This window comes from Actinoplanes ianthinogenes (genome assembly GCF_018324205.1).
In the GTDB taxonomy this organism is placed as follows: Bacteria; Actinomycetota; Actinomycetes; order Mycobacteriales; family Micromonosporaceae; genus Actinoplanes; species Actinoplanes ianthinogenes.
The window spans coordinates 7089348-7114070 of the sequence record NZ_AP023356.1 but is presented as its reverse complement, the minus strand read 5'-3'; the positions used below and the strand labels follow the sequence as shown (position 1 = coordinate 7114070).

Annotated in this window: 26 protein-coding genes; 15 read left to right on the top strand and 11 right to left on the bottom strand. The window is 72.1% G+C overall.

The genetic code is table 11. The annotated features are described in order from the left end of the window. The first annotated feature begins 41 nt into the window (after nt 1–41). Together Aiant_RS32390 and Aiant_RS32385 are read left to right on the top strand one after the other, a co-directional pair. Nucleotides 42–1031: a radical SAM protein gene (locus tag Aiant_RS32390; RefSeq protein ID WP_189333569.1), complete on the top strand. Its 990-nt coding sequence runs from the start codon at nt 42–44 to the stop codon at nt 1029–1031. A gap of 180 nt (nt 1032–1211) precedes the next feature. Then, nucleotides 1212–1811, top strand: coding sequence for a DUF3455 domain-containing protein (locus Aiant_RS32385; RefSeq protein ID WP_189333570.1), 600 nt, complete (start codon nt 1212–1214; stop codon nt 1809–1811). 42 nt (nt 1812–1853) lie between these two features. On the opposite strand, the gene Aiant_RS32380 is transcribed toward Aiant_RS32385, so the two are convergent. The 6 genes from Aiant_RS32380 to Aiant_RS32355 all read right to left on the bottom strand — a co-directional run bounded on the left by Aiant_RS32380 (nt 1854) and on the right by Aiant_RS32355 (nt 6090). Beyond that, nucleotides 1854–2156 (bottom strand): hypothetical protein, encoded by a 303-nt coding sequence (locus tag Aiant_RS32380; RefSeq protein ID WP_212846566.1) that lies wholly within the window; start codon nt 2154–2156, stop codon nt 1854–1856. A 12-nt stretch (nt 2157–2168) separates the two neighbouring features. Beyond that, entirely contained in the window at nt 2169–3152 is a 984-nt protein-coding gene (locus Aiant_RS32375) for a WXG100-like domain-containing protein (RefSeq protein WP_189333572.1), read from the bottom strand. 2 nt (nt 3153–3154) lie between these two features. After that, nucleotides 3155–3511 carry a hypothetical protein gene (locus Aiant_RS32370; protein WP_189333573.1) on the bottom strand — a complete coding sequence of 119 codons (357 nt, stop codon included), beginning with the start codon at nt 3509–3511 and terminating at the stop codon, nt 3155–3157. After that, complete coding sequence (locus tag Aiant_RS32365) at nt 3508–3828, bottom strand: hypothetical protein (RefSeq protein ID WP_189333574.1); 321 nt, start codon at nt 3826–3828, stop codon at nt 3508–3510. Before Aiant_RS32365 ends, Aiant_RS32370 begins: the two co-directional genes overlap by 4 nt. A gap of 151 nt (nt 3829–3979) precedes the next feature. Further along, nucleotides 3980–4681 carry a DivIVA domain-containing protein gene (locus Aiant_RS32360; RefSeq protein WP_189333575.1) on the bottom strand — a complete coding sequence of 234 codons (702 nt, stop codon included), beginning with the start codon at nt 4679–4681 and terminating at the stop codon, nt 3980–3982. A 194-nt stretch (nt 4682–4875) separates the two neighbouring features. Continuing rightward, complete coding sequence (locus Aiant_RS32355; RefSeq protein WP_189333576.1) at nt 4876–6090, bottom strand: low temperature requirement protein A; 1215 nt, start codon at nt 6088–6090, stop codon at nt 4876–4878. An 84-nt stretch (nt 6091–6174) separates the two neighbouring features. Here Aiant_RS32355 and Aiant_RS32350 point away from each other — a divergent pair, with 84 nt between their 5' ends. The 6 genes from Aiant_RS32350 (at nt 6175) to purU (ending at nt 11502) form a co-directional block, all read left to right on the top strand. Further along, nucleotides 6175–7719, top strand: a complete 1545-nt coding sequence (locus Aiant_RS32350; RefSeq protein ID WP_189333577.1) for a serine hydrolase domain-containing protein — start codon at nt 6175–6177, stop codon at nt 7717–7719. 12 nt (nt 7720–7731) lie between these two features. Then, the gene (locus Aiant_RS32345) at nt 7732–8568 is read left to right on the top strand and encodes a rhamnogalacturonan acetylesterase (RefSeq protein WP_189333578.1); all 837 of its coding nucleotides are present in this window, start codon (nt 7732–7734) and stop codon (nt 8566–8568) included. A gap of 64 nt (nt 8569–8632) precedes the next feature. Further along, complete coding sequence (locus tag Aiant_RS32340; protein ID WP_189333579.1) at nt 8633–9853, top strand: inorganic phosphate transporter; 1221 nt, start codon at nt 8633–8635, stop codon at nt 9851–9853. A gap of 10 nt (nt 9854–9863) precedes the next feature. After that, the gene (locus tag Aiant_RS32335) at nt 9864–10145 is read left to right on the top strand and encodes a hypothetical protein (protein ID WP_189333580.1); all 282 of its coding nucleotides are present in this window, start codon (nt 9864–9866) and stop codon (nt 10143–10145) included. Between the two features lie 13 nt (nt 10146–10158). Continuing rightward, nucleotides 10159–10476: a DUF3349 domain-containing protein gene (locus Aiant_RS32330; RefSeq protein WP_189333581.1), complete on the top strand. Its 318-nt coding sequence runs from the start codon at nt 10159–10161 to the stop codon at nt 10474–10476. Nucleotides 10477–10596: 120 nt separating this feature from the next. Continuing rightward, a complete protein-coding gene (purU, locus tag Aiant_RS32325) occupies nt 10597–11502 on the top strand; it encodes a formyltetrahydrofolate deformylase (RefSeq protein WP_189333582.1) in 906 nt (301 codons plus the stop codon). A 1192-nt stretch (nt 11503–12694) separates the two neighbouring features. On the opposite strand, the gene Aiant_RS32320 is transcribed toward purU, so the two are convergent. Both Aiant_RS32320 and Aiant_RS32315 read right to left on the bottom strand, forming a co-directional pair. Continuing rightward, on the bottom strand, nt 12695–13456 hold the full coding sequence (locus Aiant_RS32320) for an SGNH/GDSL hydrolase family protein (protein WP_189333583.1): 762 nt from the start codon (nt 13454–13456) through the stop codon (nt 12695–12697). Between the two features lie 514 nt (nt 13457–13970). Beyond that, entirely contained in the window at nt 13971–14963 is a 993-nt protein-coding gene (locus Aiant_RS32315; protein WP_189333584.1) for a sulfotransferase, read from the bottom strand. Between the two features lie 244 nt (nt 14964–15207). Between Aiant_RS32315 and Aiant_RS32310 the strand changes: the two genes are divergently transcribed. The 3 genes from Aiant_RS32310 to Aiant_RS32300 all read left to right on the top strand — a co-directional run bounded on the left by Aiant_RS32310 (nt 15208) and on the right by Aiant_RS32300 (nt 17714). After that, on the top strand, nt 15208–16107 hold the full coding sequence (locus Aiant_RS32310; protein ID WP_189333585.1) for an alpha/beta hydrolase: 900 nt from the start codon (nt 15208–15210) through the stop codon (nt 16105–16107). Nucleotides 16108–16318: 211 nt separating this feature from the next. Beyond that, a complete protein-coding gene (locus Aiant_RS32305) occupies nt 16319–17170 on the top strand; it encodes a Midasin (RefSeq protein WP_189333586.1) in 852 nt (283 codons plus the stop codon). A gap of 67 nt (nt 17171–17237) precedes the next feature. Further along, complete coding sequence (locus Aiant_RS32300; RefSeq protein ID WP_306415839.1) at nt 17238–17714, top strand: NUDIX domain-containing protein; 477 nt, start codon at nt 17238–17240, stop codon at nt 17712–17714. On the opposite strand, the gene Aiant_RS32295 is transcribed toward Aiant_RS32300, so the two are convergent. Continuing rightward, nucleotides 17699–18538: a helix-turn-helix transcriptional regulator gene (locus Aiant_RS32295; RefSeq protein ID WP_189333587.1), complete on the bottom strand. Its 840-nt coding sequence runs from the start codon at nt 18536–18538 to the stop codon at nt 17699–17701. The two genes, Aiant_RS32300 and Aiant_RS32295, sit on opposite strands and share 16 nt — an antisense overlap. An 86-nt stretch (nt 18539–18624) precedes the next feature. Here Aiant_RS32295 and Aiant_RS32290 point away from each other — a divergent pair, with 86 nt between their 5' ends. Beyond that, the gene (locus tag Aiant_RS32290) at nt 18625–19638 is read left to right on the top strand and encodes an aldo/keto reductase (protein ID WP_189333588.1); all 1014 of its coding nucleotides are present in this window, start codon (nt 18625–18627) and stop codon (nt 19636–19638) included. Next, entirely contained in the window at nt 19635–20390 is a 756-nt protein-coding gene (locus Aiant_RS32285; RefSeq protein WP_189333589.1) for an alpha/beta fold hydrolase, read from the top strand. Before Aiant_RS32290 ends, Aiant_RS32285 begins: the two co-directional genes overlap by 4 nt. Before the next feature lie 150 nt (nt 20391–20540). Here Aiant_RS32285 and Aiant_RS32280 read toward each other — a convergent pair whose 3' ends face one another. After that, nucleotides 20541–21338 (bottom strand): polysaccharide deacetylase family protein, encoded by a 798-nt coding sequence (locus Aiant_RS32280; RefSeq protein ID WP_189333590.1) that lies wholly within the window; start codon nt 21336–21338, stop codon nt 20541–20543. A gap of 214 nt (nt 21339–21552) precedes the next feature. On the opposite strand from Aiant_RS32280, the gene Aiant_RS32275 reads away from it, so the two are divergent. Further along, nucleotides 21553–22026 carry a DUF1707 and DUF4190 domain-containing protein gene (locus Aiant_RS32275; protein ID WP_189333591.1) on the top strand — a complete coding sequence of 158 codons (474 nt, stop codon included), beginning with the start codon at nt 21553–21555 and terminating at the stop codon, nt 22024–22026. On the opposite strand, the gene Aiant_RS32270 is transcribed toward Aiant_RS32275, so the two are convergent. Beyond that, nucleotides 21998–22531, bottom strand: a complete 534-nt coding sequence (locus Aiant_RS32270; RefSeq protein ID WP_189333592.1) for an SDR family NAD(P)-dependent oxidoreductase — start codon at nt 22529–22531, stop codon at nt 21998–22000. The genes Aiant_RS32275 and Aiant_RS32270 overlap by 29 nt on opposite strands. Nucleotides 22532–22676: 145 nt before the next feature. On the opposite strand from Aiant_RS32270, the gene Aiant_RS32265 reads away from it, so the two are divergent. After that, nucleotides 22677–24719, top strand: a complete 2043-nt coding sequence (locus Aiant_RS32265; protein ID WP_189333593.1) for a methyl-accepting chemotaxis protein — start codon at nt 22677–22679, stop codon at nt 24717–24719. The last annotated feature ends 4 nt before the right edge of the window (nt 24720–24723 follow it).

Here is a 24723-nt window from a genome sequence, read left to right as displayed (position 1 = left end):
CCGGGCGTTTCGAGGGCCGGGCACGGGGCATCCGGCGGCCCATGTCCGTTTCCGTGCTGGACCCGCCGCTGCCCGCGCACCTCCAGGTCGAGGTCACCTCGGCTTGCAACCTGCGCTGCACGATGTGCCTGGTCCGCTATCGGCCGCCGGTGAACAAACTGGCCGGGGCGATGCCGCTGGAGCTGTTCCACCGGCTGGTCGGTGAGCTGCCGCTGCGCCGGCTCACCCTGCAAGGCCTGGGCGAGCCGCTGCTCTCGCCGCACCTGCCGGAGATGATCGCGACGGCCGTCCGCGGCGGCATCCGGGTCGGCTTCAACACCAACGCCACCCTGCTGAACCGGCGCCGCGCCGAGGAACTGGTGGCCAGCCGCGTGGACTGGCTGCACGTGTCGCTGGACGGCGCCGGACCGGAGGTCTACGAGGCGATCCGGGAGGGCGCCCGGTTCGACACGGTGCTCGGGAACCTCGCCGGGCTGGTCGCGGCGAAACGGGCGGCGGGCAGCGCCACCCCGTGGATCCGGGTGGTCTTCGTGGCCATGCGAGACAACGTCGCCGAACTGCCGGCGCTGGTCCGGCTGCTGGCCGGGATCGGGGTGAACGAGCTCCGGGTGCAGAACCTGTCGCACAGTTTCGACGACACCGGGACCGGTGGCTACGACGAGATCCGCGACTTCACCGCCCGGCAGGCGCTGTGGTCCGGCGCCGACCTGGCCCGGGTCCGGTCGGTGTTCGCCGAGGCGCTGGCCGCCGCCCGGGACAGCGACCTGCGGCTGCGGCTGCCCAGCCTGGCCGACGAAGGCGGTGGCAACTGTGGCTGGCCGTGGGAGGCGGCTTATGTGACCAGCGCCGGCGTCGTCCAGCCGTGCTGCATGGTGATGGGCGACGACCGGATCCGGCTCGGCGACCTGACCGAGTCGAGCTTCGCCGACATCTGGCACGGGCCGGCGTACCGCGACTTTCGGCGGCGGCTGGACAGCGCCACCCCGCCCGAGGTGTGCGCCGGCTGCTCGCTGTACCGGCACACGTTCTGAACCGGAATGATTAGCCGGAACCTCGCCGGGCGGGACCCATTGAGACATCGACATCCGCCGAATGATGACTCCCGGACGTACGAACGGTCAGTAACCGGACTGCGGTCGATCCGTGGTGGATACGGCATCCGTGTCTGTATCCGGTGGGCAGGGGGCTCACCCACAACGCAGGGGGAATTCATGTTCCGTACCAAGCGTTCCCGGATCCGCGCTCTCACCCTGGCCGGCGGCCTGGTCGCCGCCCTCGGCACGGTCGGCGCGGTCACCTTCGACGCGTCGGCCGCCGAGAACACGGCGGCGAGCGGCAATCTGCGGCCGCTGACGCCGGCCGTCTCGGCGGTCCCGGAGGCGATCCGGCCGCCGGACGGGTCCCGGCCGATCGGCGCCTACCTGGTGGCCACGGGGACACAGACCTACACGTGCGTGGTGCCGGCCGGTGCGGCGAGCGGGGCCTTCACCGGAGGATCGGTGCCCGAGGCGCAGCTGGTCGGGACGGGCGGGTGGATCCACCACTTCGCCGGGCCGAGCTGGCAGTCGGAGCGGGACGGGTCGCTGGTGACGGCGACCAAGGAGAAGGAGCTGAAGCGCGACGGGACGATCGCGGAGCTGCTGCTGAAGGTGAACTCGCACTCCGGGACCGGGATCCTGAGCAAGGCCGACTACATCAACCGGCTCTACACCTCGGGTGGGGTCGCGCCCGCCGGGTCGTGCACCGCCGGGCAGACCGCCTCGGTGGCCTACAAGGCCGTCTACGTCTTCTGGGACGCCCCGGCCGCCTGACCCGCCGCGACATCGGCCCGGCGGTCCGCCGCCGGGCCGGTCTCACCCTTCGCTGGGCTCCTGACCGACGGTCCAGAACACCGGCTCGAACTTCCAGAACCGCGAGATCTCGGTGAGGATCTCCCGCAGGTTCCCGGCCAGCTCGGGTGGCAGCGGCTCGCCGTTGTCGTCCCACCGCGGCTCTGCCGGCAGCCGGAACAGCATCTGGCCGACTCCGTGATCGACCGCGATCATCAGCGAGTGCTCCCCGAGCCGCAGCAGCACGTCCTCACGCCCCGCGCCGGCCAGCATCGCGCCACTCTCGACGTGCAGCGCCAGCTGTGACTCCAACGCGCGCACCGTCATGCTGGCGGCCTCCTACGGGAACGGATCGATCTCATCGATCCTCGTAATCTTTGGGTTCAGCTGCAAGGCGGGCTTCTCCGCAGTGTTCCAGATGCTTCCCGACCAGCTGTTGTGCGTCCAGCCGGTGGCCACACCAGACGCGTCTTGCGCGTAGCGCTGAGAAAGTCGTTTCCACACCTCGGCCGCCTGATCCCGGTTGATCGGTGACCCGTGCTCGAAAAGCTTCAGATCGTCGAAGCGGCGGCCGCCCGGTGTCATCTCCAACGTCACCGAGAGGACGCCGTCGACCTGCTTCTCCGCGTATTGCCGCATCTTCTCGCCGTTCGGCTGGTTGCCGGAGTAGAAGTTGGCGCCGTTGAACGGGCTGCGCACGTCGGCGTTCTCCACCTGGTGCATGAAGCCCTTGAACGCCGTCTTCTCGCTGCCCTTCAGCGTCTTGTCCGCCAGATGCCTCGCGCCGGCCTTCTCCAGCATCCTGGCCGCCTTCCGGAGCAGCGCCGCGATCTCCCGCTCGATCAGCGCCATCGCCTCATGGATCAGCTTCCGGCAGGCCACCCGGGTCAGCGCGATCCAGACCGGAATCTCCGCGAGGGTCGCCCCGGCCGTCGCCGCCGCCGTGGCGACCGCCTGCCCCACCTCGACCGCCAGCGCGGTCAGCTGGGCGATGAACGCCGCCTTCAGCCCGATCGTCACGCCGGCCATGGCGATCAGCGCCCCGCCGATCAGCTCCGCCGCCGTCGCCGCGTCCTGGAGGTGGCGGCCCGGCCCGTCCTCGCCGTTCCACCAGCGCTCGAACGCCTCGATCGAGTCGCCCTCGTTCTCCAGCCACACCATGCGGGCGGTGTCGGTGGCCTGCCGCGCGTGCGCCCGCATCCGGGTGCCGTGCGCGATCCACGCCTGGCCGTCGGCCTGGAGCTGATCCTCGTCGGCCTCCGGCCACTCCAGGCCGATCCAGCTGAGCGGTTCGGTCAGCTCGGCGGGCAGCGTGACGGTCATGGTCAGCCCCCGCCGCCCGCCGCGGCGCCGTGTGCCGCGGCGCCGAGCGCACCGCCGTACAGGGAAACAGCGGCCGCCGCGTCCTCGGCCGCGACCGAGCGGGCCTCCATGACCAGCGTCGTGGCGGCGAAGCCGACCTGTTCGGTGTAGGAACCGAGCGCGTCCAGCGCGGTCACGACGACCGCCCGGTACGCGATCCCGAACACCCCGCCGGCCTCGTCCCCGCCCCAGGGCGTCGACGCCCCGCCCACCTCGCGCTCCAGCTCGGCGATGTCGTCGGCCATCCGCTGGGCGACCCCGGCGAGGTCCCGCCCGGCGGCCGCCATGCTCTCCGGGTCGACCCGCAGCCGCCCGCTCACGGCCGGGCCGCCCGCCGGTTCAGGTCGTACAGCGCCGTGGAGACCTCGGCGAACCGGCGCTCCGCGGTGTCCGACGCCTCGGCCAGCGCGTTCCGGAGGCGTTCCGGGGTGGCGACCGCGTCGTACCGGCCGGGGCGGTCCCGCAACCCGGCCTGGGCCATGTCGAACGCTTCCAGCAGCGCGACGCGCAGCTCGTCGAGCGGCAGGTACGCCACCCGCGGGTCGAGGTACAGGTCGGACACCCGCCCGTCGCCCTCGAGTTCGACCCGGACCCGGCCGTCCGCCGCCTCACCGTAGGCGAACTCCTGATAGGCCATGGCGCCCCTCCCCCTCGACGTCGTGGGAACGCCCTGTGAAGCGGCGCTCACCCCCTGTGTCGCCGAATACAGCCGGGAGAGAGAAAGCGTTCAATGAAAAAGCCCCGCGGACCGAAATCGGTCCGCGGGGCTCGACGCCGCCGGGTGGTGCTTACTCCAGCTCGCGACCCGCCGAGTCGGGGCCGCTGGTGAGGTCCATCAGCTGCTGGGTGACGTGGTTGGTGAGGGCCTGCTGGTATCCCTTGGCCAGCTGGCCCAGCTTGTCGATCTCGTCGATCAGCGCGGCCCGTTTCTCCACCAGGCTGTCCATCGCCTCGGCGTGGTTGCGGCGCGCGTCGCTCTCGATCGTGCTGGCCTTCATCTGCGCCTCGGCGGTCAGCTGCTCGGCCTTGCCGCGAGCCTGCTCGAGCAGCGCCTCCACCTCGCGCTGGGCGTCGCGCATGTGCTCGTCGGCGGTGCGCTGGGCCATCATCAGCACCCGGGCGTTCCGGTCGTCGTCGCCGACGGTCGGCATCGCGCCGGACGGGGTGGCGCTGCGCGCGCGCTCCAGCTGGGCCTGCATGTCCCGGGCGTTCTGCTCGGCGCGGGCGCGGGCCTCCTGGAGCCGCTCCAGCTGCCCCTGGAGGTCGGCGAACTCGTTGGTGATCACCATGGTGGCGGCCGGGTTGCTCGCCATCCCACCGCCGCCGCGCTGCGCCTGGTTACGCAGCGCGTTGTTCTCCTCCAGGAGGCGGATCAGCTCCTGCTCCACCTCGTCGAGGAACGCGTCGACCTCTTCCTCGTCGTATCCACGCTTGCCGATCGGCGGCTTCTTGAAGGCCACGTTGTGGATATCTGCTGGGGTGAGCGGCATCGCATTCCTCGGTTCCCGTCGGCGGACGTGGTGCGGCCCGAAATCCTACGCAACGGCGGCACGTTACCGCCGGTCGGCATGATCACGCGCCCCCAAAGCCGGTGACCTGCCATTTTGTGAGTAGGCGCACGCCCGGGTCACAGCGTGCAAGTCACGGATAGTACCGGCCGGAGGCGGCTCGCACATCCGGTGGTTCACACCTTGGCCACTCGGACGGCACCGGCCTTGTGCTGCGCGACGCCGGTGATCACGCCGGCCACCAGGACCGCCGCGCAGAGTGCCACCAGGAGCATCGGCGGCCCGTCCGGGAGCAGGGTGGCCGCCAGGATCAACGGTATGCCGAGGCCCGGCCAGACGAGCGCCACCCGCCACCGCCGGGACAGCACACCCTGGATGACCGTGGCGCTGAGCAGGTATCCGGCCAGTCCGGCGCCGAGCACCGCCCGGGTGCCGGTGGACACGTGCTCATGCGTGATGGCGTGCTCCAGGCCGACCGCGACGGCGGCGAGGCTCACGGCGACCGGGAGGTGGGCGTACACGTAGAAATCGTGCACCCCGCGGCGCGTGCGCTCACCGCCCTCCTGGACCAGGCGGCGTTTCGCCGCGCCGCCGGACAGGTCGAAGTAGGACCACCAGAGTGCCGCCGCGGCCAGGAAGGCGAACATGGCCGTCGCGATCACCTCGGCCGACCAGTCGCCGTCGCGCAGCCCGACCACGGTGGCCGCCACCGACTCGCCGAGCACCAGGATCACGAAGAGCCCGAACCGTTCCGGCAGGTGCTCCATGTGCAGCGGCGGCGCGTCCGGGACCCGGGCCGCCAGGTAGGGACCGGCCAGGTCGACCAGCACCCCGAGCGCCCAGAGGGCGTACCGGGCCGGTTCCGGCACCGCCAGCGAGAGCAGCCAGCAGGCGGCCCCGGCGGCATGCCCCCACAGGTACGGCCGGATCCCCACCCGGGTATCCGGCAGAGTCCGCCACACCCGCAGGTAGCCGAGCACCAGGACCACCCGCAGCAGCGCGTAGCCGGCCGCGAACCAGCGCGCGTGCGCGCCGATCGCCTGGTCGGCCGCCGCAGCCATGACGATCACCCCGCCCATCCCGGTGAGCGTGAGCAGCCGGAAGATCGCGTCGTCGGTGTCGAACCGGTTGGCGTACAGCGTGGTGCTGGCCCACGCCCACCAGCCGGCCACCAGGATCGCGGTGAACGTGAACGCGCCGCTCCAGGTCTGGTGCTCGGCCAGCACGTCCGCGCAGTGCCCGACGAACAGCACGAAGGCCAGGTCGAAGAAGAGCTCCAGCCGGGTCGCCGAGCGGTTCGAGTCGCGGTTCACGTCCGGTGGCCGGACCAGGTCCCGCTCCTCCTCGTCCTCCCGGTCCAGCCGGTCCTGCTCCGCCGTCGTGTCGGCCATCCCGCCTCCCAGGTCGCAGGTCGGGGATACCCCTAAGTGAAGGACCGGAACCAGGCAGTGACACCCGTGGATAGAGTGAGCCGCATGTCCGTATCGGTTACCCGGCGTACCGTCCTCGCCGCCGCTGCCGCAACCGGCGCCGCGACCCTGACCACAGCCCCCGCGAAGGCCCTCGGCAGCGCCTTCGCCGACCTGGAAGCCAAGATCAAGGAGGGGATGGCGGCCTACGGCATCCCCGGCGTCGCCCTCGGCCTGCGCTATCGCGGCCGGGACTACCTGCGCGGGTACGGCGTGACCAGCGTCGCCGACCCGCAGCCGGTGGACCCGGACACCGTGTTCCAGGTCGGTTCCACCACCAAGACCTTCACCGGCACCGCGCTCATGCGGCTGGTCGAGCGCGGCAAGCTCGACCTGAACCGGACCGTCCGCAGTTATCTGCCCGATTTCCGCACCGCCGACCCGGCGGCCTCGGCCCGGGTCACCGTCCGGCAGGTGGTCCAGCACAGCGCGGGCTGGCTGGGCGACTTCCTGCTGGACACCGGGCCGGACGACGGGGCGCTCGCGCGGTACGTGACCGAGATGTCCCGGGTGCCGCAGCTGACCGCGCCGGGGACCGTGTTCGGGTACAACAACGCGGCGCTCTCGGTGGCCGGGCGGCTGATCGAGGTGGCGACCGGCCGGACGTACGAAAATGCCGTCCGCGTCCTGGTGACCGATCCGCTCGGCCTGGAGCACAGCGCGTTCTTCCTGGACCAGCTGCCCGGCGCCCGGGTGGCCCTGCCGCACCTGCCGGACGCCGACGGCAATCCCGCCGCCCTCCCGGAGCTGTACACCGTGCCGCGCAGCATCGCCCCGGCCGGCGGCCTGATCTCCAGCGCCCGGGACCAGCTCCGCTGGGCGCGCTACCACCTGGGCACCGGGAAGCCGCTGCTCAACCCCCGCTCGCTGCACCTGATGCAGTCGCACCCGGGCCCGGGCGGCACCCTCTTCGTCGAGCTGAACGGGGTCGGCATCACCTGGATGCTGCGCCCGACGGCGGAGGGCCCGCTGGTGGTGCAGCACGGCGGCGACTGGATCGGGCAGCACTCCGGGTTCCTGATGGTGCCGGAGCGGGACTTCGCGATCACCGTGCTGACCAACTCGGAGACCGGCCCGGCGCTGCTGGCCGAGCTGTTCGCCGACGACTGGGCGCTGACCCGGTTCCTCGGCCTGCACAACCTGCCCGCCAAGCCGCGGCTGCTGCCGGCCGACAAGCTCGCCGAGTATGCCGGGACCTACAGCTTCGAGCAGATCGGGTTCGACGGCGAGACCGTCTCGCTCTCCTTCGACATGGTCCCGGACGCCGGGAAGCTGCTCTTCCGGGCGGCCGACGGCACCGCCGGCGGGTGGGCGGTCTTCTACCGCCGGGACTACGTGCTGGAGCAGGCGCCGGACGGGACGTACGGCGCCGGCCGGGACAACTTCGTCCGGGGCGACGACGGGACGGTCGTCTGGTTCCGCAGTGGTGGCCGGCTGTTCCGCAGGAGTCCGCTCGGCAGCGCCCCGCTGGCCGCGAAACGTCCCGTCACGCCGTGGAAGCTACCCCCTCTCAGCACCGGGAAAGCGCTTGCCCACATCGACCTGAGCTGATTCCATGTGGGGATGACGATCGACCGGAGAACCCTCCTGCGCGCATCCCTCGGCGGCGCGACCGCCGGCGTCCTCGGCGTCACCACCGCGGCGCACGCCGCTCCCCGCCCCCGTCGCCGGTCCACGATCTTCGTGGCCGGCGACTCCACCGCCGCCACCTACGCCCTGGCCGACGCTCCCCGCGCCGGCTGGGGCCAGGCGCTGCCCGTCTTCCTGCACCACGAGATCACCGTGGTCAACGCCGCCCTCTCCGGCGCCAGCTCGAAGAGCTTCGCCGACCTGGGCCGGCTGGACCTGATCCGGGACGCCCTCCGCCCCGGCGACACCCTGCTCGTCTCCTTCGGCCACAACGACGAGAAGGTCGAGGACCCGGCCCGCGGAACCGACCCGTGGACCACCTTCCAGGACTACCTGCGCCGCTACCTCGACGGCGCCCGCGCGGCCCGGGCCCATCCGATCCTGGTCACCCCGGTCGAACGGCGCCGGTTCACCACCGCCGGGGTGCCCTACCTCTCGCACGGCGAGTACCCGGACGCCATGCGCGCCCTGGCCACCGAGACCGGGACCCCGCTGATCGACCTCACCGCGCTCTCCTTCGCGCTCTGGGGCGAGCTCGGCCCGGAGGCCACCAAGGACCACTTCCTCTGGCGGGACGCGGGCGAGTCGCCGAACTATCCGGCCGGGGTCGCCGACAACACCCACTTCCAGGCACACGGCGCGATCGAGGTGGCCCGGCTCGTGGTCGGCGCGGGCTGCACCATCCCCGGCCGCGACCGGCGCGCGCTGCGCGACGCGTCCATCCCGGACGAGGTGCTCACCTGGCCCGCCACCCGGCCGGCGGAGAGCTGAAGCCTGGCTGAACGCTGGACGAACTCGCTTTTAGCCCGTCATCGACGGGGTAGAGGCTGATCTCGTGACCGAGACAACAGTGGTCCTCATCCTCGTGGTCATCACCGCCCTCGGCTTCGACTTCACCAACGGCTTCCACGACACGGCCAACGCGATGGCGACCTCGATCGCCACCGGCGCGCTGCGTCCCAAGGTGGCCGTGCTCCTGTCCGCCGTGCTCAACCTGGTCGGCGCGTTCCTCTCGGTGGAGGTCGCGCTCACCGTCACCAACGCGGTGGTCAAGATCCAGAACAGCGACGGCACCCCGAAGGAGGCCCTGCTCGCCGACGGGGGCCTGGGTTTGCTGCTGATCATCCTGGCCGGCCTGGTCGGCGGCATCGTCTGGAACCTGGTCACCTGGCTGCTCGGCCTGCCGTCCAGCTCGTCGCACGCGCTGTTCGGCGGGCTGATCGGCGCCGCCGTGGCCGGCCTGGGCTGGGCCGGCGTCAAGTGGACCGGCGACGGCTCCAAGCTGGACGGCGTGGTCGGCAAGGTGCTCCTGCCCGCCGTCATGTCGCCGGTGATCGCCTGCGTGGTCGCCGCGGCCGGCACCTGGATGATCTACCGGATCACCGTCGGGGTGGCCCAGCGGTTCACCGACAACGGGTTCCGCTGGGGCCAGATCGGCTCGGCCTCGCTGGTCTCGCTCGCGCACGGCACCAACGACGCGCAGAAGACGATGGGCGTGATCACCCTCTCCCTGATCGCGGCCGGCGAGTGGACCGACACCGGGAACATCCCGTTCTGGGTCAAGGTCTCCTGCGCGCTGGCCATCGCCCTCGGCACCTACCTGGGCGGCTGGCGGATCATCCGAACCCTGGGCAGGGGCCTGGTGGAGATCACCCCGCCGCAGGGCATGGCCGCCGAGGCGGCCTCGGCCGCGGTCATCCTCTCCTCCAGCCACCTGGGCTTCGCGCTCTCCACCACGCAGGTGGCGACCGGCTCGATCCTGGGCAGCGGCGTCGGCAAGCCGGGCGCGAAGGTGCGCTGGCCGGTGGCCGGCCGGATGGTCTCCGCCTGGGTCATCACGCTGCCCGCGGCCGGCCTGGTCGGCGCGCTCATGTGGTGGATCAGCGACCTGATCGGCGGGCTCGCCGGCGCGCTGACGATCTTCGCGATCCTGATCGTCCTCGCCGCCCTCATGTACCACCGCTCCCGCCGCGAGCCGATCGACCAGCACAACGTCAACGACGACTGGGACGCCCCGGCGGGCACGCCCAGGGCGACCGCCGGCACGGCGCGCTGAGGAGGACGACATGCACAACCTGACCCTGGCCTTCGAGGGCGCCTGGAAGGTGCTGCTCGCCAGCCTGATCCTGGGCGCCGGGCTGCCGGCGATCTTCGCGCTCGGTGTCCGGTCGCTCGCCTACGGCGGCGCGGGCCCGAAACCGCGGCCGCTCGCCACCGCCGGTGGGTACGCCGCCTTCGCCGTGGTCCTGCTCGGGGTGCTCCTCGGGATCGCGTACATCGTGGCCAGCGGGCTCGGCAAGACGCTCACCTTCGAGCACGTCTTCCCGGCCATCGCCGACAAGCACTGACCGGGAGGGCGGCATGAGCGAGCAACGGTCGAACTTCCTGGCGCGGGCCGTGGAGTGGCTCCGGGCCGGTTACCCGGAGGGCGTGCCCCGCCGGGACTACGTGGTCCTGCTCGGCCTGCTGCGCCGCAAGCTGACCGAGGACGAGATCCGCACGATCGCCCGGGAGCTCGCCGCGCAGACGCAACCGGGCGACGGCCCGATCACCGCCGCCGACATCGAGGAGATGATCAGCGACCGGATGCTGCAGGACGCCACCCCGGCCGACGTGGTCCGGGTGTCGGCGCACCTGGCGGCCGGCGGCTGGCCCCTCGCCGACCCGCCCCCCGAGTGATCCGCGGCACTGGATGGGCCCGGACGTCACCGTCCGGGCCTTTTCGCGGCCCATAGGGCGGATCATGTCACTGCCCTTCTCCGCGCTACGGTGCTCACTCTGACGAAAGGAGGACCTGACGTGACGCTGACCCAGGATGCACTCGCGGTCCGCACAGAGCCCTCGCCCACCCACAATCAGGCCGTCCTGATCGTGCACGGCAAGGATCGGACCGGCATCGTCGCCGCGATCAGCGCCGTTCTCGGCAAGCACGACGCGAACATCGTGTCGCTCGACCAGTACTCCGACAACCCGCACGGCGGGGCGTTCTTCCAGCGGACCGTCTTCGCGCTGGACCACCTCAAGGCCCGGCTGCCGCAGGTCGAGCTGGACCTGCAGGCCAAGCTGGCCGAGGGCTTCGAGCTGGAGTACACCCTGCGCGACCTGTCGCAGCCCAAGCGCGTGGCGATCTTCGCCTCCAAGGACGACCACTGCCTGCTCGACCTGCTCTGGCGCCACCGCCGCGGCGAGCTCCCGGTGAACGTCTCGATGGTCATCTCCAACCACCCGGACACCGCCGACGAGGTCCGCTTCTTCGGCGTCCCGTTCTTCCACGTGCCGTCCGCCGGCCCGGACAAGTCCGCCGCGGAGGCCCAGCACCTGCGCCTGCTCCAGGGCAACGTCGACTTCATCGTCCTGGCCCGCTACATGCAGATCCTCTCCGGCGACTTCATCGAGCGCGTCGGCGTCCCGATCATCAACATCCACCACAGCTTCCTGCCGTCGTTCATCGGCGCGGGCCCCTACGCCAAGGCCAAGCAGCGCGGCGTCAAGCTGGTCGGCGCGACCGCCCACTACGTCACCGAGGACCTCGACGAGGGCCCGATCATCGAACAGGACGTCATCCGCGTCTCCCACGCCGACACGGTCCGCGACCTGCAACGCCGGGGCGCGGACGTGGAGCGGGCGGTGCTCTCGCGCGCGGTCCGCTGGCACTGCGAGGACCGAGTCATCCGCCACGACAACCACACGATCGTCTTCGCCTGACCAGCACCATCCCCGAGGCGGCCAAGGCCATCCGCCTCACGGCCGATCAGTCCGAGGCCCGCCGCGCCCCTTCTCCGCGGCGGGCCTTCGCCACACCAAGATCAAATTCTTCACATACGCGGGTACGCCGGGGTGCGGACCGCATGCTCCCGCGCGGGCCGGGCCCGGCGATCTGGCCGCTGCGCGTCCAAAACAATCGCCGCACCCTTCAATGTCCGCCGCTGGTCCCGGAGATCAAACCCGGGCTGGCCCCCAGCGCCCTATCCCTCCCCCGGATAGGGCCACCAGTACCAGCCGAACAACCCCGGCTGGCGCTCAGCGCCCTATCCCTGCCCCGGATAGGGCCACCAAAGCCAGCCCGACAACCCCGGCTGGCCCCCAGCGCCCTATCCCTCCCCCGGAAAGGGCCACCAGAGCCAGCCCGACAGCCCCGGCTGGCCCCCAGCGCCCTATCCCTCCCCCGAATAGGACCACCAGAGCCAGCCCGACAACCCCGGCTGGCCCCCAGCGCCCTATCCCTCCCCCGAATAGGACCACCAGAGCCAGCCCGACAACCCCGGCTGGCCCCCAGCGCCCTATCCCTCCCCCGAATAGGACCACCAGAGCCAGCCCGACAACCCCGGCTGGCCCCCAGCGCCCTATCCCTCCCCCGAATAGGACCACCAGAGCCAGCCCGACAACCCCGGCTGGCGCTCAGCGCCCTATCCAGGCGCGACATAGGGCCCTGAGCACCAGCCCGGTGTTCCGGCTGCGCTCAGGGCCGTTATCCATCCGGCTTTCGGACACTCAGCGCCAGCCGGGGCGGTGAGCGGACCCCCACCAACGGACCGCGAGCGGCGGCCGCAACCGCGAGCAGGGACCCCGTGGCTCGGTACGCAGACCGCGACAAACCGCGGACCGAAAACGGCGGCCGCAACCGCGAGCAGAGACCCATGGCTTGGCAGGCAGACCGCGACGAACCGCGAGCCGAAAGCGGCGGCCGCAACCGTGAGCAGGGACCCCGTGGCTTGGCACGCAGACCGCGACAAACCGCGAGCCGAAAGCGGCGGCCGCAACCGCGAGCAGAGACCCCATGGCTTGGCACGCAGACCGCGAGCAGCGGCAGGACGCCACTCTCCGGCGCACCCACAGCCACGGCCCGCCGACGCTCTGGCCCCGGAGCGGCGGACGAGGAAGCGGCAGGAGGGCGGGGTCAGGCCGGCTGGGTCGCCGGGACCGAGATCCAGTCGGTGTACTTGCCGGTGCGGTTGTCGCCGGAGGACTGGCCGCGCAGCCGGCGCTGCACCCACGGCAGCACGTGCTCGCGGTAGTACCGGGCCTCCGCCAGCAACCCGCCCCGGGCCCCCGGACCGGGATCGATCACGTGCGCCGGCGTCGGGTGCCCGAGCGCGTCGAGCACCAGGCTCGCCACCCGCCGGTGCCCGTTCGCGTTCAGGTGCAGGCGGTCCGCCGACCAGTACCCGGCCCGCTGGATCTCCTTGTCGTGGAACACGTCCACGAACGTCAGGTCGTACCGCTTCGCGAACGGCGCGCACGCGGCGGTCAGCGCCTCGCCCTTGCGCCGCATCGAACCGCCGAGCGGCAGCCGCGACGACGGGTCGGCGCCGGAGAGCAGCAGCACCCGCACCCCGTTGTCCAGGCACCGCCGGATCGCCTGCTCGGTCATCTCGACCAGCGTCGACAGGTCGCCGCCGGGCCGCATCATGTCGTTGCCGCCGCCGTTGAGCGACAGCAGCGTCGGCTTCGGGTCGAGGGCGAGCGCCGCGTCCAGTTGTTCGGTGACGATCGGGCGCAGCAGCCGGCCCCGGATCGCCATGTTCGCGTACTGGATCGGCTCGCCGAGCCCGGCGGCCAGCCCGGCCGCGACCAGGTCGGCCCAGCCCCGCTCGCTCCCGTCCGGCTGGGTGTCCCCCATGCCCTCGGTGAAGCTGTCCCCGATCGCGACGTACCGCATCCGCACTCCCCCGGCCCTCGCCGCCAGCCCGACATTGAGCTGCCAGCCCAACATTGAGCTGCCAGCCCGACATTGCTGAGCTGCCAGCCCGACATCACAGCTGCCAGCCTGACATTACTGATCAGTACCCACCCTAGTCAGCGGGTGCGGCGACACGGCGAGCCCGTGATCAACGACTCCCCGGCGAGAGGGACGGTGACCGCACCGCCGGATGTGAGCATCGGCGCGATGGCGATGGCCGCGGTGCTCCTCCCGGCAGCGGGACAGACGACCACTGCCGTCCGCGCTGATCGTGGTGCCGGCTCGGCGCTGGTCAAGTGCTCCAGGCGGACCTCGCCGCCCCGGCTCCACGCGGTCCAGCAACCGGTGAACCTTGCCGTTGGCGCGGATTGCGGGCGCCGGTCCCGGGCGCGGCGGAACGGGACGGCGCCGAGGTCGTTGCGGGAACTCCCCCATCGGGCCGGCGCCGCCCAACGGGATGCCATCCGCTGCCGGTTGCTGACAAAGCGTCCCGTCAGGAGAGCTTCGAGTGCTCCGGTACCCGCGGCGCGGGAGGGCGGACCGGCCGGTTGGGCAGACTCGTCCGAGCGCGGTATCCGTACCGGTGCAGCAGCGGCCAGGCGAGCGCGGTGGCGGTCAGCCGCGGCCCGGGGGCCTGCTCCTGGCGCCACCGGTCGTCCGCCCGCAGCGCCACCTCGCCGGTGCGGAACCGTCCCGGGTTCCCGGCGATCGTGTGATTGGTGGCCAGCGACACCGTGACGTCGTCGGTGAACGGCCCGTCGACGGCGTCCACCCCGGCGAAATCGAGCAGGCTCTCGATCGTCGCGCGCGGCCGGGCCACGAAGTCCTCGTACCGCAACATCCGGTAACGCCCGCCGTAAGCGCCGGCCAGCCGTTCCGCGAGGGCGTTGCGGACCAGCCAGTGCATGGTGCTGGCGGCCGGCGCCTCGCGGTGCATCATGGCCGGTTTCCCGCGGTCCACCTGCGGGACCGTGCGCATCCAGGAATGGGTGACCGCGCGTGGATCGCGGATCATGTGCAGCAGATAGGGCTCCACGCCGGCCATCCCGGGCAGCAGCGCGGCGGCCGACGGTATCTTCGAGGAATCGATGATCAGCCGAGCCCCGGTGACCTCGCCGATCGCGCCGTAGAGCCGCCGGGTGACCTGCCGGTACTCCTCCGCCTCCGGTCCGGCCACCGGCGCGGTCAGCGCGCGGGTGTGCCGCACCCGGATCGCCTGCCGCTGGAGCCGGAACATCCGTCGCGGATCGGGCCGCTCGGCCCCGAAGGCGGCGTCGAGAATGTCACCCCACAATGCGCAGCGCGGCAACGTCACGCCGCATCCGCATTTGCGCCCCTCGATGAGCCCCCGGCTCCACAGATAGAACAACTCGCCGGTCGAGAACACACCGTCATACGAATTCAGAATGTTGTCGACAATGGTGGTGCCGCTCCGGCCCCACCCGGCGATGTACATGACCTTCACCAGCCGCGTCGTCGCACTCACGCTGACGATCAACGACCCGGCAACACTCTCGTGACGTGTTTTAACCGGACATATCCGTTTTGCCCAGCAAGCCGCCATCAAGATCAAGATCCGCTTACGGTACGCCCGGCAGCCCCGTGCCCCGGATCAGGTGCGAGGCGGTCCCCGGCACGCCTCGCGTTCCCGCAGGCCGGCGGCCATCTTTCCGGTGCCCGGACCACGTCCGCCCCCGCCCCCGGCACCATTTCTGATACGAGGTGAGATCGTGACCGCAGAAACGCACGAACCGCAGCCGTACGCACCGCCCGCACCCGTCACCGAGGGCGACCGGGTCAGCCGGCGGGATGCCGTGGTGGCCGAGGTTCCCGGCTTCCGCCCGCTGACCCTGGACCTGTTCCGGCCGGTGGCCGCCGAGCGACCCAGCCCGCTGCTCATCTGGATCCACGGAGGCGCCTGGCTGTTCGGCAGCAACAAGAGCGACGGGCCGCTCGCACCCGGGAACATCACCACCCGCAGTCTCGCGGCCGGGTTCGCGGTGGCCCGGGTGACCTATCGCTTCAGCCGCGAGGCCTGCTTCCCGGCGCAGCTGCACGACGTCAAGGCGGCCGTCCGCTGGCTGCGCAAGTACGCCGCCGAGCTGGGCCTGGACCCGGCCCGGTTCGGCGTCTGGGGCGAGTCCGCGGGCGGCCACCTCGCCTCGCTGATCGCCCTGACCGGCGACGATCCGGATCCGGCGCTGGCCGGGCGCAACGGGATACGGGGCGTCTCCGACGCGGTCCAGTCGGCGGTCGTCTGGTACGGCCCGAGCAACCTGCCGACCATGGCCGCGCAGAACCATCCGGAGGGCCCGCACGACCACGACGCCGCGGATTCGCCGGAGAGCCTGCTGATCGGCGGCCCGGTGCCGACCCACCCGACCGAGGCGGTGGCCGCCTCCCCGGTCACCTACGTCTCCGGCGACACACCCCCGATCCTGCTGATGCACGGCGCCGACGACCGGATCGTGCCCGCGGCCCAGAGCGAGGAACTGCACGACCGGCTGGTCGCGCTGGGCGCCCCGGCGACCCTGCGCGTCATCCCCGGCGCGGATCACTGCTTCACCGGCGTCGACCTGGCACCGCTGGTCGACGAGTCCCTGGAGCACTTCGCCAAGACCCTGTCCTGAGCGGGTCCGGCGGCCGCCACGGGACGGGCGGCCGCCGGGTGCGGCGAGCGCGGGGCTCCGGGCGTACCGAAACAGTGGCGGGCAATGCGGGAAGCGGGACCTGGTTGCCGGACGGGAGCGAGTCCGGGGCGGGTCGGGTCCGAAACCGCCACGGGGTCACGCGCGGCCCTACGGTGGTGACTCCCCGTAAGCGTCACGAGAGGCCCCCACCGTGAACTACCGCCGTTCCGTCTCCGTCGCGATCGCCGCCGCCGCTGCCACCGTGACCATGCTGTCGATGTCCGGCGCCGCGATGGCGGCTCACGCGCAGAGTGCCAAGCCGGCCGCCGCCGCGACCAAGGACGCCGACCGGGACGGGATGCCGGACAAGTGGGAGAAGGCGAACGGCCTGAACCCGAAGAAGAACGACGCGCGCGCGGACAAGGACCGGGACGGGCTGAACAACAAGGCCGAGTTCAAGGCCGGGACCAACCCGCGCAGCGCGGACACCGACCGGGACGGGATGGACGACGGGTGGGAGGTGGACAACCGCCTGAACCCGAAGAGGGACGACGCGGACGCCGACCCGGACGACGACGCTCTGACCAACGGCCAGGAGTTCGAGCTCGGCTACAGCCCGCGGGCGCAGGACAGCGACGACAACGACATCCCCGACGGTGACGAGGACCCGGACGAGGACGGGCTCAGCAACGTGCAGGAGTACCAGCTCGGGTACGACCCGCAGGAGGCCGACTCGGACGACAACGACGTCACCGACGGCGAGGAGGACCTGGACGGCGACGGGCTCACCAACGCCCAGGAGTTCCTGCTCGACGACGACCCGGAGAGCGACGACACCGACGGCGACGGGGTGCTCGACGCCGACGAGGACAGCGACGGCGACGGGGTCGGCGATCTGGACGAGCTGACGGCCGGCACCGACCCGCAGGACCCGGCCGACGCCGAGCTGCCCGGCGACGACGCCCCGAGCGACGAGGTCCCCGGCGACGACGCGCCGGGCGACGACGTCCCCGGCGACGACACCCCGGGCGACGACGTCCCGGGCGACGCCGGCGAAGCGTAGGCAACCGGCCGGGAAACAGAAACATCGCCGACCCCCACTGCGGCGCGGTCACCGCTAGCCTGACGCGGTGACCGCGAGCGACTACACCGCGACGTTGGCGCGCAAACGGATGGGCGCCGGCGCCCTGCTCTCCGACCAGTTCGGACGGGTGCTGCTGGTCGAGCCGACCTACGTGCCGTACTGGGAGATTCCCGGCGGCTCGGTGGAGGCCGGCGAGTCGCCGTACGCGGCGGTGAACCGGGAGCTGCGGGAGGAGCTCGGCGTGCTGGTCCGGGTGGGCCGGCTGCTGGTCACCGACTGGGTGGCGCCGGTGCCGGAGCGCACCGAGGGACTGATGATGATCTACGACGGCGGGCTGCTCACGCCTGAGCAGACCGCCCGGATCCGGCTGCCCGCCGCCGAGTTGCGCAGCTGGGCCTGGTGCACGCCGCAGGAGGCGTCCGGCGTGCTCCCGGAGACCCTCGCCCGGCGGATCACCGCCGCGGTCCGCGCCCGCCAGGACGGCGCGGCGTACTACCTGGAGAACGGCTACTTCGTGGCGTAACTCCAGGTCGCCAGCAGGCGCAGGGCGGTCTCGGACGGGGAGCCCTCCTCGACGGTGTGGGCGACCAGGGCCTGGTCCGGATTGTCGGGCAGGCGCAGGGCCTCGAAACCGAGGGTCAGGCGGCCGACGACCGGGTGCAGATACACATAAGTCCCGTGGGTCTTCTCCTTGAGACCGTGCTCGGCCCAGGCCGCGCGGAACTCCGGGCTGCCGGCCCGCAGCTCCTCGATCAGCGCCCGGCTGCGTGGGTCGGCCGGGTGGCGCGCGCCGTCCAGCCGCAGGAATCCGGCCACGTCCCGGACCTTGGCCGGCCAGTCCGCGTAAAGCCGGCGGATGCCCTCGTCGAGCAGGACCAGGCGGGCCATGTTGCGCTGCTCCGGCGCCAGCGCGCCGAAGTCGGTGAGCAGGGCGGCGGCCAGATCGTTCCAGGCCAGGACGTCGGCGTCGCGACCGATCACGTACGCCGGGACGTCGCCGACGGAGCGCAGCAGGCGAAGCAGCCCGGGTCGCACCCGCTGCTCGCGCCCGGCTTCGGCGGGCGTGAACGGCCGGGCCAGCCGGTACAGATGGTCCCGCTCGACCGGGTCCAGGCGCAGCGCCCGGGCCACCGCGTCCAGCACCGACTCGGAGAAGTGCAGGGTCCGGCCCTGCTCCAGCCGCACGTAGTGGTCGACGCTGACGCCGGCCAGCAGGGCCAGCTCCTCGCGCCGCAGCCCGGGCACCCGGCGCCGGCCGCCGCCGGGCAGGCCCAGCTCGTCCGGGTTGAGCCGGGCCCGCCGGGAGCGGAGGAACTCGCCCAGCTCGGCACGCCGGTCCAGAATCATGCACCCAGTATTCCCGGCCGCGGGCCGCGCTGCCTGGTCACGTCATGCCCTGGTTGCGGCGCCGGGTCCGGCCGACGATCGCTGTCATGACGACAACCCGAGAACTCGGCACGACCGGTCTGGAACTGTCCACCGCCGGACTCGGCGCGTGGGTGATGGGCGGCGCGGACTGGGAGTACGCGTGGGGCCCGCAGGACGACGCCGACTCGATCGCCACCATCCACCGGGCGGTCGGCGCCGGGATCAACTGGATCGACACCGCGGCCGCGTACGGCCTGGGCCACTCCGAGGAGGTGGTCGGCCGGGCGGTCGCCGCGCTGCCGGCCGCCGACCGCCCGCTGCTGTTCACCAAGACCGGCCTGGTCTGGGACGACCCGGCCCGGCGGGACACACCGCCGCGGCGGCTGATGACCGCCGCCTCGGTGCGCCGCGAGCTGGAGGAGTCGCTGCGCCGGCTGCGGGTCGACCACATCGACCTCTACCAGGTGCACTGGCCGGGCGACGGCAAGCTGCTGGTCTGGGGTGGCGCCGACGAGACCGAGCCGGTCGGTGCCACCGAGCTGGAGGAGTACTGGCAGACCATGGCGGATCTGCGGACCGAGGGCAAGGTCCGGGCCATCGGGCTGTCCAACCACGGGGTCGCCGAGCTCGCGCGGGCGGAGAAGGTGGCGCACGTGGACGCCATTCAGCCGCCGTTCTCCGCGCTGGTCCGGGACGCGGCCGACCAGATCGCCTGGAGCGCCGGGAACGGCACCGGCGTGATCGTCTACCAGCCGATGCACTCCGGGCTGCTGACCGGGACGTTCGACGCGGCCCGGGTGGCGGCGCTGCCGGCGAACGACTGGCGGCGCACGCACCCGGACTTCACCACCCGCCTGCCGGAGAACCTGCGGACGGTCGACGCGCTGCGGCGGGTCGCCGACCGGCACGGCGTGCCGGTGGCCGCGGTGGCGGTGGCCTGGGTGCTGGCCTGGCCGGGGGTGACCGGCGCGATCGTCGGCGCCCGCCGCCCGGAGCAGATCGACGGCTGGCTGCCCGGCGCGGACCTCCGGCTCACGGACGGCGACCGGGAGGAGATCTCGCATAGCCTCGGCGGGTGACTGATCTCTTCGTCGAGGAATTCGGCGCCGGGCCACTGCTCGGCTACTCGCACGGCATCTTCTTCAGCAACCGGGTCGAGGACCGGCTCGGCCAGCTCGACTGGTCCCGGCTCGCCGGCTCCCACCGGATCGTCCGTCACCACCAGCGCGGGCACGGGCTCTCGCCCGGCGAGCCGGACCCGGACCTCTACACCTGGTCCAGCCTGGCCGATGACCTGCTGACGGTGGCCGACGAGGTGGCCGGCGACGGCCCGGCTGACTGGGCCGGGTCGTCGATGGGCACCGGCACACTGCTCTGGGCGGCGGCCCGGCGGCCGGAACGGTTCCGCCGCCTGGTGCTGATGATCCCGCCGACGGTGCGTGACGGCCGGGAGGCGTCGCGGCGGGCTTACGAGTCCGGCGCCGCCGGCGTCGAGGTCAGGGGCAAGGACGCCTGGGTGACCATCATGCGCGGGTTCGGAAAGCCGGAGATCTTCGCCGATGTGCCCGGGTGGGAGTTCTCGGCCGACGTGCCGGAGGCACTGCTGCCCGCGGTGATGCGCGGGGCAGCCCGCAGCGACCTGCCCGCCGACGAGGCGCTGGCGGCGGTCACCCACCCGGCGCTGATCCTGGCCTGGGAGACCGACCCGGGGCACCCGGTGGCCAGCGCCGAGCTGCTGGCGAAGGTGTTGCCGGACGCCCGGCTGCACGTCTCGGCCACCTCGGCCGACGTGCGCACCTGGCCGGACCGGATCGGCGAGTTCCTGTCCTGAGCCGCACGGGAAGCGGACCGAGCCGCGCGGCGGACGACTGAGCCGCGAGGGGAAGCGGACCCGCACGACACGCGCCGCGGCCCGGTGGAAGCCGGGCCGCGCGAGCCGATTCGCACGGGGCCGCCAGTCGTACAGTGAAAAGATTTTGATCTAACTCGCTGATTGTTTTTTCGCGCCGGCGATCATCTCGGAGACGGTGACCATCCGGAAGCCGCGGGCGCGCAGGCCCTCGAACATCATCGACAGGCCACGGATGGTCACCAGCCGCCGCTCGTCGCCCTCGTCGTGGGCGAGCAGGATCGAGCCGGGCCGCACCGAGTCGATGATGTCGCGGGCCTGGCCCTCCGGGTCGCCCTTGAACATCAGCTCGCGCATGGCTTTCGACCAGAGGACCACGTCGTAGCCCATCGAGTCGGCGGCCAGCATGGTGGAGCCGCCGATGTGCCCGAACGGCGGGCGGAGCAGGGTGACCGGCCGGTGGAACTGCTTGTGGATCTCGTCCTCGGTGCGTTTCAGCGACTCGGTGACCCCGGCCAGGTCGAGGGTGGCCAGGTCGTCGTGCTCCCAGGTGTGGTTGCCGATCTCGTGCCGGTCCATCCGGCCGCGCACCACGTCCGCGTTTTTCGCCAGATTGCTGCCGACCATGAAGAAGGTGGCCGGCACGTCCGCCTCGTCGAGCACGTCGAGGACCTGCGGGGTCCAGTGCGGAGCGGGCCCGTCGTCGAAGGTGAACGCCACCACCGGCTCGGTGGTCTCGACGTAGTAGCGGACCGCGACGCCCGGGTGGTGCACCGCGTCGAGCACGTCGGCGGCCGCCGCATAACCACCGGCCACCGGTGGACGGTCCCAGCCGAACAGGTGCGGGATCTCCTTCATCCCGGCCGCGCCGACCGCGACACCCGCCGCGCCGACCAGGGCGGTGCGCAGGAAATCGCGGCGGTTCAGCATGGAGCCATTACTTGTGCCACGGTCTACCCCCGTATGCCCGGCATCGACGTCCCCGGATTCTCCATGACCCTGTCAAGCCCAGCAGGTGAACATCTCGCTAGATAGAGCACCGAACTGTCGGATACCGGGCAGGCACCGTAATCAAGATCACTCCGAGGGAAGACCGCCCGGCCGGTGGACGCGCCGAACGACGGTCGCCGGTAGCCTTTCCGGCATGTATCGCTCGCCGCACGTCCGCGTCTCGGATGCCGACCGTGAGGCCATCGTCGCGCACCTGAGCGCCGCGGCCGCCGAGGGCCGGCTCACCATCGAGGAGTTCAGCGAGCGGTCCCGGCAGGCGTACGCGTCACGCACCTGGGGCGAGCTCTCCACAATGGTGCACGACCTGCCGACGCCGGTGCCGCCCCGGCCGGCGTTCCCGCCGCCGCCGGCCGCCGATCAGCGCAGCAAGACCCCGCTGCTCGCGATGATCGTCGGGATCCTGTCCCTGCCGATGGTCCCCGTCTTCGGGTTCCCCCTGGGCGCCTTCAGCGGCATCGCCGCGGTGGTGCTCGGCGTCGTCGCGCTGAGGGCCAATCCGGTGCCGAACGGGCGGGCGATGGCGATCACCGGCCTGCTCTGCGGCTCGCTCGGCATCCTGTCCCAGGTGGTGCTGATCGTCACGCTGATGCTCGGCTACTTCTCCTAGTCCGGTGCCACCAGCGGCCCGCGCCGAGCCGGACCCGGCCCGCGTTGCGCTCCATCGCGTCCAGCAGCACGCAGGCCGCCCGGTACGCCTCGTCGCCGGACAACACGGTGTCCGCCGGGATCACCGCGGTGACCCGCACGGTCGTCCCGGTGTGCAGCGCGCCGGTCCCTGCCCCGTGCACCAGGTGCGCCTCCGGCCGGTTGCGCAGCAGCGGCAGGAACGTCCGGAACAGTGTGCCGGCGTCGTCGACCACGCCGTCCACCCGTCCCCAGCGCTCGATCACCGCGCCCGGAAGCGCTTCGACGTCCAGCCGGTCGGTCACGTCCACCACGTGGGTGGAGAGCTGCTGCGGGGCGACCACCTGGCGGGCGGTCTCGCGCAGCGCGACCGGATCACGGTCCGCGGCGGCCACCCGGGCGCCGCGCCGGACCGCCTCCAGGGCCACCGCCCGGCCGATCCCGCTGCCCGCACCGATCACCACCAGGGTCCGGCCCGCCACTCTCATTCCGCACTCCCTCGATAGTGACGGCGATCACGCTACTGCGGCTCGGTAAAGAAAGGCAACGACACGGGTTTCGGACTTCTCATCGCGGGGACGGGAGAAAACGGCAAAATACCGACAGATAGGGAACGAGGAGGGAGGCCCGGCATTGCGTCCGCCGCCCCTCCCGCTTCGCCCGGTTCTGGCGATCACCGATCGGCTGCGCACCGGCATGCGGCTCGGCCTGCTGGTGCTCGCCCTGCTCGTGCCGGGCGGCCTGGCCACCGGCATGTACACCGCCGAGAAGGGCCACGACCTGTCCTTCAGCGACAAGGAGCGGCAGGGCGTCGCCGTCCTCGGGCCGGCCCTCACCGCGCTCGCCGACACCGCCGCCGGCCGCAAGCCCGACCTGGACGCGATCCGCACGGCGATCGCCGCGCACCCCGATCTCGACCTCGGCGGCGAGATGACGAAGGTGCCGGAGATCGGCGACGGCTCGGGCGCCGCGCGGATCGCCACGGCCACCGGCCTGGCCGGGCTGATCGCCGCGCTCGGCAACACCTCGAACCTGATCCTCGACCCCGACCTGGACTCGTTCTACGTGATGGACGCCCAGGTGGTGCAGGTCCCGCAGGCGCTGCTGACCGCGCTCGCGGCGGCTCACCCGGACACCGGGCTGAACACCCGGCAGGCAGTCGCCGCCCAGGCGGTGCGGGCCGGCCGGCTGGAGGGGATCGCCGACGCGCTGCGCAACGACGTGGCGACCGCGGCCAGGAACACCCACAGCGACGGGCTGGCGAACCGGCTCACCCCGGTGCAGACGCTGGCCGACACGATCACCGCGCTGGACAAGCACCTGACCGAGACCCTCGACACCCCGGGGCCCGCCGATCCGGCCGCGGTCGCGGCGGCGGCCACCGCTACCGTACGCCCGCTGACCAGCACCCTGACCGACCTGCTCGACGCGCGGATGGCCGCGAACTCGCTGGAACGCGGCCTGGTCCTGGGCATCTCACTGGGTGGCTTCCTGCTCGCCCTCTGGTGCGCCGCCGCGGTGCTCTGGCGGACCAGCCACGACGTGCGGCAGACGGTGGCGGCGGTGACCGCGATCTCGCAGGCCGATCTGGCGCCCCGGCCACTGCCCGGCGGGCGCGACGAGATGGGCGACATCGGCCGGGCCCTGGTGGTGGCGAGCGCCCGGTTGCAGGACCAGGAGGCCGCCCTGGCCCAGGCCGACGTGGCCCGGGAACAGCAACTGCGGGCCGGGTTCATGCACCAGCGCCAGGCCGAGACCCTGTTCCGGCGGCGGACCCAGGAGATCATCGACGAGTCCACCACGGTGATCGCCGAGGAGCTGCGGCAGGTCACCGACAAGGTCAGCGAGGTGCGTACCGCGGCCGACGTGATCGACGAGCGGATCAGCGTGGCGGACGCGGCGACCAACGCGATCGTCGGCCAGGCACACGACGCCGAACAGGTGATCTCGTCGCTCGAGCACAGCCTGCGCCGGGTCGCCTCGACCGCCGAGCTGGTCACCGGGATCGCCCGGCAGACCCGGCTGCTGGCCCTGAACGCGACCATCGAGGCGGCCCGGGCCGGCGAGCTCGGATACGGCTTCACCGTGGTCGCCGACGAGGTCAAGCAGCTCGCCATGCACACCGCCGAGTCCACCGACCAGATCCTGCGGACCATCGACGACCTGAGGCGGGACACCACCGCGATGTCCGACACGATCGCCACGATGATCGACGGCATCGGCGGGGTCGGCGACGCGGCCACCTCGTTGCGCTCGGTCGCCGCCGACCAGGGCACGCTGATGGGGCGGCTGGCCGAGCAGATGACCGCCACGCTGGGCCGGGTCGACGAGATGACCGACCTGGCCGACCGCCTGGAGCGGCGGGAGCACGAGCGGATCGCCGCGGCCGGCAAGGTCGCCCTGCGCCGGCCCGGACAGGGCGCGACCAGGGCCGTGCTGATCAACCTCAGTGCCGGTGGGCTGCGCTGCATCGTCGCCGGCGAGGACACGTTCGCCGAGGGCACCTCGATCGACGCGGAACTGACCGGGTTCGCCGACGGCACGGTCACCGTTCCCTCGCGGGTGGTGAACGTGGTCGACTCCCCCGGCCAGCAGGAGCTCGGCCTTCAGTTCCTGGTCACCGACGACGCCATGGCGCAGCAGCTGGTGGCCTTCGCGGAACAGATGGTCGGTTGATCTT

What these genes read in the sequence shown, in the direction of transcription:
- Aiant_RS32330 (WP_189333581.1), top strand. Translation starts at nt 10,159, where the DNA reads ATGAGCGAGCAACGGTCGAACTTCCTGGCGCGGGCCGTGGAGTGGCTC.
- Aiant_RS32350 (WP_189333577.1), top strand. Translation starts at nt 6,175, where the DNA reads ATGTCCGTATCGGTTACCCGGCGTACCGTCCTCGCCGCCGCTGCCGCA.
- Aiant_RS32335 (WP_189333580.1), top strand. Translation starts at nt 9,864, where the DNA reads ATGCACAACCTGACCCTGGCCTTCGAGGGCGCCTGGAAGGTGCTGCTC.
- Aiant_RS32295 (WP_189333587.1), bottom strand. Translation starts at nt 18,538, where the DNA reads ATGATTCTGGACCGGCGTGCCGAGCTGGGCGAGTTCCTCCGCTCCCGG.
- Aiant_RS32375 (WP_189333572.1), bottom strand. Translation starts at nt 3,152, where the DNA reads ATGACCGTCACGCTGCCCGCCGAGCTGACCGAACCGCTCAGCTGGATC.
- Aiant_RS32280 (WP_189333590.1), bottom strand. Translation starts at nt 21,338, where the DNA reads ATGCTGAACCGCCGCGATTTCCTGCGCACCGCCCTGGTCGGCGCGGCG.
- Aiant_RS32360 (WP_189333575.1), bottom strand. Translation starts at nt 4,681, where the DNA reads ATGCCGCTCACCCCAGCAGATATCCACAACGTGGCCTTCAAGAAGCCG.
- Aiant_RS32355 (WP_189333576.1), bottom strand. Translation starts at nt 6,090, where the DNA reads ATGGCCGACACGACGGCGGAGCAGGACCGGCTGGACCGGGAGGACGAG.
- Aiant_RS32275 (WP_189333591.1), top strand. Translation starts at nt 21,553, where the DNA reads ATGTATCGCTCGCCGCACGTCCGCGTCTCGGATGCCGACCGTGAGGCC.
- Aiant_RS32380 (WP_212846566.1), bottom strand. Translation starts at nt 2,156, where the DNA reads ATGACGGTGCGCGCGTTGGAGTCACAGCTGGCGCTGCACGTCGAGAGT.
- Aiant_RS32390 (WP_189333569.1), top strand. Translation starts at nt 42, where the DNA reads ATGTCCGTTTCCGTGCTGGACCCGCCGCTGCCCGCGCACCTCCAGGTC.
- Aiant_RS32270 (WP_189333592.1), bottom strand. Translation starts at nt 22,531, where the DNA reads ATGAGAGTGGCGGGCCGGACCCTGGTGGTGATCGGTGCGGGCAGCGGG.
- Aiant_RS32320 (WP_189333583.1), bottom strand. Translation starts at nt 13,456, where the DNA reads ATGCGGTACGTCGCGATCGGGGACAGCTTCACCGAGGGCATGGGGGAC.
- Aiant_RS32365 (WP_189333574.1), bottom strand. Translation starts at nt 3,828, where the DNA reads ATGGCCTATCAGGAGTTCGCCTACGGTGAGGCGGCGGACGGCCGGGTC.
- Aiant_RS32345 (WP_189333578.1), top strand. Translation starts at nt 7,732, where the DNA reads ATGACGATCGACCGGAGAACCCTCCTGCGCGCATCCCTCGGCGGCGCG.
- Aiant_RS32385 (WP_189333570.1), top strand. Translation starts at nt 1,212, where the DNA reads ATGTTCCGTACCAAGCGTTCCCGGATCCGCGCTCTCACCCTGGCCGGC.
- Aiant_RS32290 (WP_189333588.1), top strand. Translation starts at nt 18,625, where the DNA reads ATGACGACAACCCGAGAACTCGGCACGACCGGTCTGGAACTGTCCACC.